Source organism: Nocardioides secundeburneus (genome assembly GCF_039939255.1).
Classification (GTDB): Bacteria; Actinomycetota; Actinomycetes; order Propionibacteriales; family Nocardioidaceae; genus Nocardioides.
The window spans coordinates 54,908-67,648 of sequence record NZ_JBDUUE010000007.1; the positions used below are offsets into that span (position 1 = coordinate 54,908).

Annotated in this window: 13 protein-coding genes; 11 read left to right on the forward strand and 2 right to left on the reverse strand. The window is 73.2% G+C overall.

Annotated elements, in window-relative coordinates; translation table 11 throughout:
* Positions 1-15: 15 nt before the first annotated feature.
* From ABFT23_RS19060 to ABFT23_RS19080, 5 genes are read left to right on the forward strand one after another with little or no spacing between them, the layout of a single operon-like run.
* Positions 16-1,041 carry an NAD-dependent epimerase/dehydratase family protein gene (locus tag ABFT23_RS19060; RefSeq protein WP_347898068.1) on the forward strand — a complete coding sequence of 342 codons (1,026 nt, stop codon included), beginning with the start codon at positions 16-18 and terminating at the stop codon, positions 1,039-1,041.
* A complete protein-coding gene (locus tag ABFT23_RS19065) occupies positions 1,038-2,291 on the forward strand; it encodes a class I SAM-dependent methyltransferase (protein WP_347898070.1) in 1,254 nt (417 codons plus the stop codon). Before ABFT23_RS19060 ends, ABFT23_RS19065 begins: the two co-directional genes overlap by 4 nt.
* Complete coding sequence (locus ABFT23_RS19070; protein ID WP_347898072.1) at positions 2,288-3,064, forward strand: glycosyltransferase family protein; 777 nt, start codon at positions 2,288-2,290, stop codon at positions 3,062-3,064. Before ABFT23_RS19065 ends, ABFT23_RS19070 begins: the two co-directional genes overlap by 4 nt.
* Positions 3,064-3,717, forward strand: coding sequence for a PIG-L deacetylase family protein (locus ABFT23_RS19075; protein WP_347898074.1), 654 nt, complete (start codon positions 3,064-3,066; stop codon positions 3,715-3,717). The genes ABFT23_RS19070 and ABFT23_RS19075 overlap by 1 nt, the downstream gene beginning before the upstream one ends.
* Complete coding sequence (locus ABFT23_RS19080) at positions 3,714-4,757, forward strand: glycosyltransferase family A protein (protein ID WP_347898076.1); 1,044 nt, start codon at positions 3,714-3,716, stop codon at positions 4,755-4,757. The genes ABFT23_RS19075 and ABFT23_RS19080 overlap by 4 nt, the downstream gene beginning before the upstream one ends.
* On the opposite strand, the gene ABFT23_RS19085 is transcribed toward ABFT23_RS19080, so the two are convergent.
* Entirely contained in the window at positions 4,696-5,832 is a 1,137-nt protein-coding gene (locus tag ABFT23_RS19085) for a class I SAM-dependent methyltransferase (RefSeq protein WP_347898078.1), read from the reverse strand. The genes ABFT23_RS19080 and ABFT23_RS19085 overlap by 62 nt on opposite strands.
* Positions 5,833-5,852: 20 nt before the next feature.
* Entirely contained in the window at positions 5,853-6,212 is a 360-nt protein-coding gene (locus tag ABFT23_RS19090) for a VOC family protein (protein WP_347898080.1), read from the reverse strand.
* 94 nt (positions 6,213-6,306) lie between these two features.
* Between ABFT23_RS19090 and ABFT23_RS19095 the strand changes: the two genes are divergently transcribed.
* Genes ABFT23_RS19095 through mnhG form a run of 6 tightly spaced genes read left to right on the forward strand, consistent with a single transcriptional unit; the run spans position 6,307 to position 12,721 of the window.
* On the forward strand, positions 6,307-9,306 hold the full coding sequence (locus ABFT23_RS19095; protein ID WP_347898081.1) for a Na+/H+ antiporter subunit A: 3,000 nt from the start codon (positions 6,307-6,309) through the stop codon (positions 9,304-9,306).
* The gene (locus ABFT23_RS19100) at positions 9,306-9,740 is read left to right on the forward strand and encodes a Na(+)/H(+) antiporter subunit C (RefSeq protein ID WP_347898083.1); all 435 of its coding nucleotides are present in this window, start codon (positions 9,306-9,308) and stop codon (positions 9,738-9,740) included. Before ABFT23_RS19095 ends, ABFT23_RS19100 begins: the two co-directional genes overlap by 1 nt.
* 5 nt (positions 9,741-9,745) lie before the next feature.
* Positions 9,746-11,431, forward strand: a complete 1,686-nt coding sequence (locus ABFT23_RS19105) for a Na+/H+ antiporter subunit D (protein ID WP_347898085.1) — start codon at positions 9,746-9,748, stop codon at positions 11,429-11,431.
* Complete coding sequence (locus ABFT23_RS19110; protein WP_347898087.1) at positions 11,428-12,027, forward strand: Na+/H+ antiporter subunit E; 600 nt, start codon at positions 11,428-11,430, stop codon at positions 12,025-12,027. The genes ABFT23_RS19105 and ABFT23_RS19110 overlap by 4 nt, the downstream gene beginning before the upstream one ends.
* Entirely contained in the window at positions 12,024-12,332 is a 309-nt protein-coding gene (locus ABFT23_RS19115; protein WP_347898089.1) for a monovalent cation/H+ antiporter complex subunit F, read from the forward strand. The genes ABFT23_RS19110 and ABFT23_RS19115 overlap by 4 nt, the downstream gene beginning before the upstream one ends.
* Complete coding sequence (mnhG, locus tag ABFT23_RS19120) at positions 12,329-12,721, forward strand: monovalent cation/H(+) antiporter subunit G (RefSeq protein WP_347898091.1); 393 nt, start codon at positions 12,329-12,331, stop codon at positions 12,719-12,721. The genes ABFT23_RS19115 and mnhG overlap by 4 nt, the downstream gene beginning before the upstream one ends.
* Positions 12,722-12,741 lie beyond the last annotated feature (20 nt).

Sequence of the window (12,741 nt, forward strand, 5' to 3'; positions counted from 1 at the left end):
ACAGGAGTTCCCCACGTGCGCGTCCTGCTCACCGGCCACCAGGGCTACCTGGGCACCGTCATGACCCCGGTGCTCACCGGCGCGGGTCACGAGGTCACGGGCCTCGACTCCGGCCTGTTCTCCGACGCCGTGCTCGGCCCGCGACCCGACGACCCGCCGACCCTCGCGGTCGACCTGCGCGACGTCACCGAGGCCGACCTCGCCGGCTTCGACGCCGTGGTGCACCTCGCGGCCCTGTCGAACGACCCGCTCGGCTCGCTCGCGCCCGAGCTGACCTACGACATCAACCACCACGCCGCGTCACGCCTGGCCCGCCTGGCCCGCGAGGCCGGCGTGCGCCGGTTCCTGTACGCCTCGACGTGCTCGGTCTACGGCGCCTCCGGCACCGACGACGTGCTCGGCGAGGACGCCCCGATGCGCCCGGTGACGCCGTACGCCGAGTCGAAGGTGCGGGTCGAGGACGACCTGGTCGACCTGGCCGACGACGACTTCACCCCGGTGATGCTGCGCAACGCGACGGCGTTCGGCTTCTCCCCGCGCCTGCGCAGCGACATCGTGCTCAACAACCTCACGGCCCACGCCGTGCTCAGCGACCGCATCCTGGTGATGTCCGACGGCACCCCGTGGCGCCCGCTGGTGCACGCCGCCGACATCGCCACGGCGTTCCTCGCCGCGCTCGAGGCGCCGCGCGACGCCGTCCACGCGCAGGCGTTCAACATCGGCTCCGACGCCAACAACGTGCGCGTCTCGCAGGTCGCCGAGGCCGTCGCCGAGGCCGTGCCGTCGGCCACCGTCGAGATCACCGGTGAGGCCGGCGGCGACCCGCGCTCGTACCGCGTCGACTTCGCCAAGGTCACCGCGGCGCTCCCCGACTGGCGGGCGGCCTGGTCGATCGCCGACGGGGCCGCCGAGCTGGTCGGGGCCTACCGGCGTCTCGGCCTGACCTCCGAGGCGTTCGAGCGCACCTTCACCCGCCTCGCGTGGCTGCGCGACCGCCAGGACCGCGGCGAGCTCGACCAGCAGATGCGGGTGCGGGCATGAGCCGACCCCGGCTGGGCTCGGCCACCACGTGCCGGCTGTGCGGCGCGCAGAGCCTGACGACGTTCGTCGACCTCGGCGCCTCGCCGCCGTGCGAGCTGTTCCTCACCGCCGAGGCGCTCGACCTGCCCGAGACGACCTACCCGCTGCACGCGCGGGTGTGCGAGGCGTGCCTGCTGGTGCAGCTGCCTCCGCTCATCGACCCCGACGAGACGTTCACCGAGTACGCCTACTTCTCCTCCTTCTCCTCCTCGTGGGTCGAGCACGCCCGGCGCTACGTCGACGCCGTCGTCGAGCGGGCCGCGCCGTCGTTCGTCGTCGAGGTCGCCAGCAACGACGGCTACCTGCTGCAGCACGTGGTCGCCCGGGGCGTCCGGGCGCTGGGCATCGAGCCGTCGGCCAACGTCGGTGAGGTCGCGCGCGAGAAGGGCATCGACACCCTGACGGCGTTCCTCGACCCGGGCACCGCGACCGCCGTCCGCGCCGAGCACGGGCCGGCCGACGTCGTCGTGGCCAACAACGTCTACGCCCACATCCCCGACCTGCTCGGCTTCACCGAGGCGCTGCGCACGCTCGTCTCCGACACCGGCTGGGTGGTGATCGAGGTGCAGCACCTGCTCACGCTGGTCGAGCACTGCCAGTTCGACACCATCTACCACGAGCACTTCCAGTACTACACGCTCCAGACCGCGCAGACGGCGCTGGCCACCGCCGGTCTCGACGTCGTCGACGTCGAGCTCGTGCCCACGCACGGCGGCTCGCTGCGGGTGTGGGCGCGGCCGTCGTCGGTCGGGGCGACGCCGTCGGCGCGGGTCGCGGAGGTGCTGGCCCAGGAGGCCGCCGCCGGCCTCGACACCGTCGCCGGCTACGCCGGCTTCGCGCAGCGGGTCTCGAAGGTGCGCGACGACCTCGTCCGCTTCCTCCTCGACGCCGCCCGCGACGGCCGGTCGGTCGTGGGCTACGGCGCCCCGGGCAAGGGCAACACGCTGCTCAACTACTGCGGCATCCGGCCCGACCTGCTCGCCTGGACCGTCGACCGCAACCCCTACAAGCACGGGCGGTTCACCCCCGGCACGCGCATCCCGATCCACGAGCCCGAGCGCATCGAGGCCGAGCGGCCCGACTACGTGCTGATCATGCCGTGGAACCTGCGCGACGAGATCGTCGAGCAGCTGGCCGGGGTCGGCGCATGGGGCGGCCGGCTCGTCGTCGCCGTCCCCGAGCTGGAGGTCATCGAGGTGGGTGCCCCGTGAAGGTCGTGCTGTTCTGCGGTGGCTACGGCATGCGCATGCGCACCTCCGCCGACGAGTCCGACGTGCCCAAGCCCATGCAGCTCGTCGGCCCACGGCCCCTGCTGTGGCACGTGATGCGCTACTACGCGCACTTCGGGCACACCGAGTTCGTGCTGTGCCTCGGCTACGGCGACCACCACGTGAAGAACTACTTCCTCGACTACCGCGAGACCGAGTCCAACGACTTCGTGCTGCGCGACGGCGAGGTCGCGCTCGCCGACACCGACATCGCCGACTGGACCATCCACTTCGTGCACACCGGCGTCGACTCGCCCATCGGCGAGCGGCTGCGGCGCGTGCGCCACCTCGTCGACGGCGACGAGATGTTCCTGGCCAACTACGCCGACGGCCTCACCGACGTCCGGCTCGACGAGATGGTCGAGACCTTCCGGGCGAGCGACGCGAAGGCCGCGCTCGTCGCGGTCGCCCCGGTCGCGCCGTTCCACGTCGTCGAGGCCGGCGACGACGACCGGGTCTCCTCCATCCGCCCGGTCACCGACCTCGACGTGCGCATCAACGGCGGCTACTTCGTGCTGCGGCCCGAGGTCATCGACCTCATCCCGCCCGGCGGCGACCTCGTGGGCGACGCGTGCACGGCCCTGGCCGCCACCGGTGGGCTGATGGCCCACCGCCACGACGGGTTCTGGAAGTCGGCCGACACGGTCAAGGAACGCAACGAGCTCGAGGCGGCCTACCGCTCGGGCGACCGGCCCTGGATGGTCTGGGAGTCCTGATGCTCGGGCTCGTGCCGGCGGGGGTCGCCGAGGTCGTCGTCCTGGGCGCCCACTGCGACGACGTCGCCATCGGCGCCGGGGCCACGCTGCTCACCCTCGCGCGCGCCGTGCCGGGCCTCCGCGTGCGGGCCCTCGTGCTCAGCGGCGGCGGCACCCCGCGCGAGGCCGAGGAGCGGGCCGCGCTCGCCGCGTTCTGCCCCGGCGCCGACCTCCGCGTCACCGTGCTCGACTTCCGCGACGGACGGCTGCCCGACCAGTGGAACCAGGCCAAGGACGAGCTCGAGGCCTTCCGGGCGACGTGCGAGCCCGACGTCGTGATCGCCCCGTCGGCGCACGACCACCACCAGGACCACCGCGGCCTCGCCCGGCTGGTCCCGACCGTCTTCCGCGACCACCTCGTGCTCGGCTACGAGATCCTCAAGGCCGAGGCCGACCTCGCCCAGCCGCTGGTCTCGGTCCCGGTCACCGACGAGGTGCTCACCGAGAAGTGCCGGCTGCTGCACGAGCACTACCCCTCGCAGCGCGCGCGCACCTGGTTCGACGACGAGGCGTTCCGCGGCCTGGCCCGGCTGCGCGGCGTCCAGTCCGGGCACCGCTACGCCGAGGCGTTCCACCCCGTGCGGCTCGTGCTCGACGTCGGGGCCGCGCGATGAGCACCGCGGGCGGCCCGCCGGCGGTGACCTTCGTGTGCTGCGCCTACCGCACCGAGGACACCGTGGCCGACACGATCGACTCGGTGCTCGCCCAGACCCGCGACGACTGGCAGCTCGTCGTGGTCGACAACGGCCCCTCCGACGAGATGGAGCGGATCGTGCGGCCCTACACCGACGACCCGCGCGTCACGCTGATCCGCCAGCCCAACGCGTTCGCCGCCGGTGGCGTCAACGCGGGGGCACGCGCCGCCGAGGGCCGCTACGTCGTCGTCCTGCACACCGACGACCTCGTCACCCCGCGGTTCATGGAGCGGCTGGTGCCGGTGCTCGACGAGCGGCCCGAGGTCGCCATGGTCTGCCCCGACGCGCTCTACCTGACCGGGCGCGGCCTGCGCCGTCCGACCTACCGCGAGCCCGTGCCCGAGGTCTACCGGCGCGGCGACCCGGTGACGCTCAAGGAGATGATCGAGGGCTGGGTGCCCTACTACGTGGGGCCCGTGCGCCGCGAGGTGTGGGAGGAGATCGGCGGCTTCCGCACCGACGCCCAGACCGTCGAGGACCTCGCGTTCTTCGTCGACGTGCTCGCCCTCGGCCACGAGATCCTCGTCGTCGAGGAGGTGCTCGCCTACTACCGCGAGGACGACGACTCCGACTCGCGGGGCCTGCGCGGCGTCGAGGTGATGGAGGAGTCGTTCGAGCGGGTGCTCACCGCCGCCGTCGCCGACTTCGGCACCCCGGACGACGAGGCGGCGCTGCGGGAGGTCGTGCCGCGCAGCCGGCACCTGCGGGCCAGCGTGCGGGCCTGGCGCCTGCTGCTCGAGGGCGACGTCGACGGCGCCTGCGAGGCCGCCGACCTCGCGGTCACCTACCGCGACGACCGCCGCACCCGCGCCGTCGCCCTGGTGATGCGGCGCTGGCCGCGCACGATGCTGGCGGCCTACAAGGCCCGCAAGGTCGCCGTCCGGCTCAGGCAGCGGGTCAGCCCGCGCGACCCGTACGACCTGCAGGGGCCACCGGCACGAGTGTCGGCGCGGGGCTGAGCAGCACCCACCGGCCACCACTCGCCTCGACCCGGGGGAGCGCCCGCCGCACCTCGTCGAGCAGGTGACCGACGAACAGCACGACCCGGTCGGGCTCGTGCGCCACGAGGTCGTCCGGGGAGACGATCGCGATGTCGGTGCCCGGCAGGCGACGTCCGTGCTTGGCGACGGTGACGTCGCCCACGGCGGCGAGCAGGCCGGCGTCGATCGCGCCGTGGCACAGCAAGGGGACCGAACGGCCGGCCGCGCCGTAGCCGAGCACGCGGCGTCCGGCGGCGCGCTCGGCGACGAGCCACGCGCGCAGGGCACCGGACGACGTGTCGGCGCCGCTCTGGAGGGCGACGAGCACCGCGGGGTCGGCGACGCCGGCCCGGCGCTCGGAGTCGATCAGCTCGAGCGCCTCGCGGTCGGGGCGCGGGTCGGGGGTCGCGACGACGACGAGCGTGCCGCCGTCGAGCGGGAAGAGCCGGGCGCGGTGCACGCCGTAGCCGTGGCGCCGCAGCGCGCCGTCGAGCGCCGGCAGCGAGTAGTAGGCGAAGTGGCCGTGGCGCAGCTCGGAGAACTGGCCGGCGGCCAGCACCGCGGCGAGGCCGTGCAGCTGCAGCACCAGGGCCCCACCGCCCTTCAGGAGGGCGGCCCGGCGGGCGAGGGCGGCGGCCTGGTCGGGCTCGTGGAGCAGCCCGTAGACGTCGACGACCACGTCGACCGGCCCGTCGGGGACCACCTCGAGGCCGCGGGTGCGCAACCGGTCGTCGAGGGGGATGCCGTGCGGGCTGCCGAGCTCGACGACCCGGGTGCCGGGGTCGAGCAGGCCGAGCGCGGTGGCGAGGTCGAGCGTGGCCTCGGCCTGCTCGGTCATCGCCCGGGGCTCGACCACGACGGTCTGCTCCTCGACGGTGCCGGGGTCCTCCATCAGCTGGGCCAGGTCGCACGCGCGGCACAGCCCGAGGCGCAGCGGGTGCCGTTCGTCGGCGTCGGGGGAGAGGCCGACGAGGGGGAACCGCTCGGCCGACGGCTGCTCGCCGAGGTCGAGGACGACGTCGACCCGCTCGGAGCGGCACAGGCGGCAGGTCACGTCGTCATGGTCGCAGGAGGTCAGGACACGCACAGGCAGAACGGATGACCGGCGGGGTCGAGGAAGACCCGGAACGTGGTGCCCGGCTGGTGGTCGTGCTTGGTCGCGCCGATGGCGAGCACCTCGGCCTCGGCGACGTCGAGGTCGGGCACCATGACGTCGAGGTGGGTCTGCTGCGGCCGCTCCTGGCCGGGCCAGGCGGGCGCGGCGTAGTCGGCCACCTGCTGGAAGCAGATGCACTGGTGCTCGTCGCGCACCTCGGCCCAGGTGCCGTCGTCGTCGACGCGGGGCGGCCAGCCGAGCAGGGTGCCGTAGAACTCCGCGAGCACGCGCGGCTCGGGGCAGTCGATGACCAGGGACGGGAAGCGAGCGATCGTCATGCCGACGACGCTAGAGCAGGTTCCGGACGTTCGCCGTCCTCGATGCGCCGGGCCTCGGTGGCCGGGGCGGAGAGTGTGTCCGGTTACCTGTAAAGTGAGCACTGACGGGCGTCCCGCCGTCATCTCCCGTTGCGTCCGCCTCCCGGCGGGACCGCGGCACCGACCGACCTGCGAAAGGCCGATCATCCTGCTCGCCCTCGTCCTGGCCCACGGCCTCGCGGCGGCCGTTGCTCCCGGACTGGTGCGACGGCTCGGCCGGCGCGCCTTCCTCGTGCTCGCCCTCGTGCCGCTCGCCGCGGTCGTGTGGGCCGTCGCGCAGTCCGCCACGGTGCTCGACGGCGGCGTCGTGGTGCAGTCGACCGAGTGGATCCCCTCGCTCGGGTTCACGCTCGACCTGACCCTCGACGCGCTGCGCTGGCTCATGGTGCTGGTCGTGGCCGGGGTCGGCGTCGTCGTCCTGGCCTACTGCGCGTGGTACTTCGACGACTCCGGCACGGGCCTGGTCGGCTTCTCGAGCAGCTTCATCGCCTTCGTCGGCGCGATGCTCGGCCTCGTCGTCTCCGACGACCTGCTGCTGCTGTTCGTCTTCTGGGAGCTCACCACGATCTCCTCGTTCCTGCTGATCGGCTTCGACCCGACCAACCGCGCCAGTCGCCGCGCCGCCGTCCAGGCGCTCATGGTCACCACGTTCGGCGGCCTGGCGATGCTCGTCGGCATGCTCCTCCTCGGCGCCGAGGCCGGCACGTTCTCGCTCGCCGCGATCGTGGCCGACCCGCCGTCCGGGACGGCGACGACGATCGCCGTCTGGCTCGTGCTCGTCGGTGCGCTCAGCAAGTCGGCGATCGTGCCGTTCCAGTTCTGGCTGCCGGGCGCGATGGCCGCGCCCACGCCGGTCAGCGCCTACCTGCACGCCGCCTCGATGGTGAAGGCCGGCCTGCTGCTCGTCGCGCTGCTCGTGCCGGCCTTCGCCGACACCCCCGGCTGGCGCCCGGTGCTGCTCACGCTCGGCGTCGTCACGATGCTCTGGGGTGGCTGGCGCGCGCTGCGTCAGATCGACATCAAGCTGCTCCTCGCCCACGGCACCGTCAGCCAGCTCGGCTTCCTGCTCGTGATGCTCTCCATCGGCAGCCGGACGGCGGCCCTGGCCGGCACGGCGCTCGTGCTCGCCCATGCGCTGTTCAAGTCCACGCTGTTCCTCAGCGTCGGCATCGTCGACAAGCTCACCGGCACCCGCGACCTCCACGTGCTCAGCGGCGTCGGACGACGCGTGCCGGCCGTCGCGGTCGCGGCCGGGCTGGCCGGCGCCTCGATGGCCGGGCTGCCGCCCCTGCTCGGCTTCCTGGGCAAGGAGACGATGTGGGCCGGCCTGCTCGAGCTCACCGAGGCCGACAACCCGGCCGGCATCGCCCCGTGGGCCGGCTGGCTCGTCGTCGTCGGCGTGCTGGTCGGGTCGTGCTTCACGGTGGCATACACCCTGCGCTTCCTGTGGGGGGCGTTCGCGACCAAGCCGGGCGTCGAGCCGAGCGACGTGAAGGCGCTCGACGTGCCGTTCGCCGCCGGCCCGGTGCTGCTCTCGGCGCTCGGGCTCGGGCTGGGCTTCGCCGGCGCCGCCGTCACCGACGCGATCACGCCCTACGCCGACCTGTTCCCCGACGCCGACCCGGAACACCCGCAGTACCTCGCGCTGTGGCACGGCCTCGAGCTGCCGCTGCTGCTCTCGGCCGCCACCGTCGTGGTCGGCCTCGCGCTGTTCGCCGTGCGCGACGTGCTGTGCGACCTGCAGCACCGCGTCGAGCTGCCGATCTCGGGTGCGCAGGTCTACCGCTGGATCCTGCGCGACGTCGACCGGCTCGCCGTCGAGGTCACCGGCACCGTGCAGCGCGGCTCGGCCTCGGCCTACCTGGCCATCATCCTGGTCGTCGTGCTCGCCGGGCCCGGCACCGCGATGGTGCTCGCCCTGGTCGACGGCCCCGAGCTGCGGGTCGTGGCGTGGGACGACGTCGGCCAGCTCGTGGTCGGGCTCGTGATGATCGCCGCGGCGGTCTTCACGGTGCGCTCGCGACGCCGGCTGCGGGCCTTCATCCTGGCCGGCGTCACCGGCTACGGCTGCGCGCTGCTCTTCGTGCTGCACGGCGCCCCCGACATCGCGCTCACGCAGATCCTCGTCGAGACCGTGACGCTCGTCGTCGTCGTGCTCGTGCTGCGCCGGCTGCCCGACTACTTCACCGACCGCCCCCTGCGCCCGGTGCGCTACCTGCGCATGGCGCTCGCCGCCGTGATCGGCGCCGGGGTGGCCGGCATCCTCGTCGTCGCCGGCAGCTCGCGCACGGCCGAGTCGATCTCCACCCGGTTCGCCCAGGCCGCCTACGACTTCGGCTACGGCAAGAACGTGGTCAACGTGACCCTGGTCGACATCCGCGCCTGGGACACGTTCGGCGAGATCTCGGTGCTCGTCGTCGCGGCCACCGGCGTGGCCAGCCTGGTCTTCCTCGACACCCGCAGCGGTGGCGTCCGGCGCCTGGCCGAGGCCGCGCACCCCGACGCCGGAGCGGGGACCGCGACGTCCGGCGGCCAGCCCCGCGGCGCCTGGCTGCCCGCGCCCGGCACGCTGAGCCCCGACCGCCGCTCGGTGGTGTTCGAGGTCGTCACGCGGCTGATCTTCCACAGCATCATCGTGTTCTCGGTCTACCTGCTCATCGCCGGCCACAACCTGCCCGGTGGTGGGTTCGCGGCCGGCATGGTGGCCGGGCTCGCGCTGATGGTCCGCTACCTGGCCGGCGGGCGCTACGAGCTCGCCGAGGCGCTGCCGGTCGACGCCGGCGTCGTGATCGGCACCGGGCTCTTCGTCGCGGCGCTGTCGGGCCTCGGCCCGATCGCGTTCGGCGGCGAGGTGCTGCAGACCGCCGACGTCTACGTCGACGTCCCGCTGCTGGGCGAGCTGCACCTGGTCTCCTCGGTCGGCTTCGACATCGGGGTCTACCTGGTCGTCACCGGTCTCGTGCTCGACCTGCTGCGCACCTTCGGGGCGCGGCTCGACCGGCAGATCCTGGCCGAGCAGAAGGACGACCAGCACCCGCAGGAGGTGAACGGCTGATGGACGTCAACCTGACCCTCGTGCTGGTGGCCGGCGCCCTCATCGGCTGCGGCGCCTACCTGCTCCTCGAGCGCAGCCTGACCCGGGTGCTCGTCGGCCTCGTGCTGCTCGGCAACGGCGTCAACGTCGCCATCCTGTCCACCAGCGGCCCCGCCGGCGAGGCGCCGTTCTACGGCACCGCCGACATCGACGACATGTCCGACCCGCTGCCCCAGGCGATGATCCTCACCGCCATCGTCATCACGCTCGGCACCGTCGCGTTCCTGCTCGCCATGGCCCACCGCAGCTGGCAGCTGACCGGCCACGACGACGTCCAGGACGACACCGAGGACACCCGCATCCGCCGGCTCGCCGTCGACGACGCGACGTCCGACAGCTTCGGCATGACCACCCGCGGCGAGGACGACGACGACCCCGAGGAGGACGGCCAGTGAACGGCTTGAGCTCTGCCCTCGTCCCCCTGCCGGTGCTGCTGCCGCTGCTCGGCTCCGGCGCGGCCCTGATGCTGTTCCGCTTCCCGCGGGCCCAGCGCCTGGTCAGCGTCGTCGTGCTGACCCTCGTCGTGGTGGTCGCCGCGGCCCTGCTCGTCATCGCCGACCAGGACGGCCCCCAGGTCGTCTGGCTGGGTGGCTGGGCCGAGCTCGGCGTGGCCCTCGTCGCCGACCGCCTGGCCGCGCTCATGCTGCTGGTCTCGGCGATCGTCACGCTCGCCGTCCTGCTCTACTCGCTGGGCCAGGGCATCTCCGACAGCAACCGCTCGGCGCCGGTCTCGATCTACCACCCGACGTTCCTCACGCTCGTCGCCGGCGTCAGCAACGCCTTCCTGGCCGGCGACCTGTTCAACCTGTTCGTCAGCTTCGAGATCCTGCTGTTCGCCAGCTACGTGCTGCTCACGCTCGGTGGCACCGAGGGCCGCATCCGCGCCGGCACGATCTACGTGGTCGTCAACGTGCTGTCCTCGATGCTGTTCCTCGTCACCATCGCCGCGGTCTACGCCGCGGTCGGCACGGTCAACCTGGCCCAGATCGCCGAGCGGATGGGCGAGCTGCCCTCCTCGACCCAGCTGATGCTGCACCTGCTGCTGCTGGTCACGTTCTCGATCAAGGCCGCGGTGTTCCCGCTGTCGCTGTGGCTGCCCGACAGCTACCCGACGGCGCCCGCCCCGGTCACGGCCGTCTTCGCCGGCCTGCTGACCAAGGTCGGCGTCTACGCGATCATCCGCACCGAGACCCTGCTGTTCCCCGGCGGCGAGCTGTCCACGCTGCTGATGGTGGTGGCCGGCGTCTCGATGCTCATCGGCATCCTCGGTGCGATCGCGCAGTCCGACATCAAGCGGCTGCTGTCGTTCACGCTGGTCAGCCACATCGGCTACATGATCTTCGGCATCGGCCTGGGCACCGCCGCGGGCACGGCCGGCGCGGTCTTCTACGTCGCCCACCACATCACCATCCAGACGGCGCTCTTCCTCGTCGTCGGCATGGTCGAGCGCCTCGGCGGCAGCACCGCCCTGCTCCGGCTCGGCGGCCTGGCCCGGCTGTTCCCGCTGCTCGGTGTGCTGTTCTTCGTGGCCGCGATGAACCTCGCCGGCATCCCGCCGCTGTCGGGCTTCCTCGGCAAGGTCGGGCTGTTCGAGGCCGGCATCGCCGACGGCGGCGGCGTCGCCTGGACCCTCGTCGGGATCGGCACGCTCACCAGCCTGCTCACCCTCTACGCCGTCGCGAAGACGTGGTCGCTGGCGTTCTGGCGCTCGCCGGCCGAGGCCCACGAGATGGCGCGCGAGCTGGCCCGGGCCGACGCCGACGAGCCCGAGCAGTACTCGCCGACGCTCGGGCGCCGCGGCCAGGTGCGCCTCGACACGACGTCGTTCAACGCCGCCGAGGTGCAGCAGGCCGGCGCGATCGTCGACGGCGACCACCCCGACCGCGACCTGCACCAGATCCTCGAGGAGGACGGCCGGCCCCAGCGCCTGCCGGTGCTCATGACGGCGTCGACCGCCGGCCTCGTGGCGGTGAGCGTGGCGATCACCGTCGTCGCGGGCCCGCTCTTCGCCTACACCGAGCGCGCCGCCGACGACCTCATGGACCGCACGACCTACATCACCGCCGTCGACGAGGCGGCGCGGTGAACGCCCGCCAGCGCGTGCAGCGCGCGCAGCGGGCGCACGAGCGTCGTCGGGCCAAGCGCCGCGTGCAGTGGCCGATGGTCCTGTGGATGACCCTGGTCTGGTGGGTCCTGTGGGGCACCTGGTCGGCCATGTCGCTCGTCGGCGGCCTCCTCGTCGCGGTCGCCGTCCAGCTCGCGTTCCCGCTGCCGCCGCTGCGCCTCGAGGTGCGGGTGCGGCCGGTCGGGGTCGTCGTCCTGGTGGCCCGGTTCCTCTACGACGTCGTCGTGGCGAGCCTCCAGGTCGCCGCCACCGTGCTCGTGCCGCGCCGCGACCTGCGCAACGCGCTGGTGCGCATCCCGCTGCGCAGCGAGTCCGACCTCGTGCTGGTGCTGGTCGCCGAGCTCGTCTCGCTCGTGCCCGGCAGCGTCGTCGTCGAGGTGCACCGCTCGTCGTTCACGCTCTACCTGCACGTGCTCGACGTGCGCTCGGTCGAGGAGGTCGAGCGCGTGCGCGAGCGGGTGTGGGCCCAGGAGGAGCGGCTGCTGCGGGCCCTGTCGCCGACCATCCGGCCCGAGGACCCCGTGCCCGACCTGACCGAGGAGGAGATCGGACCATGACCGCGATCCTGGTGCTGGCCGCGGCCGTGCTCGGTCTCGCGGCGCTGGCGGTCACGGCCCGCGTCGTGATGGGCCCGACCATGCTCGACCGCGCCATCTCGTTCGACGTGATCGTGGCGATCACCATCGCCGGCATCTCCGTCGACGCAGCCCTGCGTCGCACCGCGGAGAACCTGCCGCTGATGCTCGTGGCCACGCTGCTCGGCTTCGTCGGCTCGGTCTCCATCGCCCGGTTCTCGCCCGGCAGCGACGACGTCGAGCCGTCCGACGACGACGACGCCGACGAGCGGGAGGGCGCCTCGTGAGCGACATCCTCGACGTCGTCGGCGCGGTGCTCATCCTGGCCGGCTCGCTGTTCAGCCTGGTGGCCGCGATCGGCGTCCTGCGCCTGCCCGACCTGCTCACCCGCATGCACGCCGCCACCAAGCCCCAGGTGCTCGGTCTCCTGCTCGTGGCGCTCGGGCTCTCGCTCGTGCTGCGCGAGCCGGCCGCGGCCGCGCTCAGCGCGCTCGTCGTCCTGGGCCAGCTGACGACGGCGCCCGTCGCCGCGCACATGGTCGGCCGGGCCTCCTACCGCGGGGGACAGGTGCGCGACGACCTGCTCCTGGTCGACGAGCTCACCGGTGAGATCGACCCCGAGCTCGGACGCCGACCGCGCGCCGGCGAGGGCCCGGAGGCCGACCCGCCGAGGTGAGCGGCGGGGTCGTCCCGGCG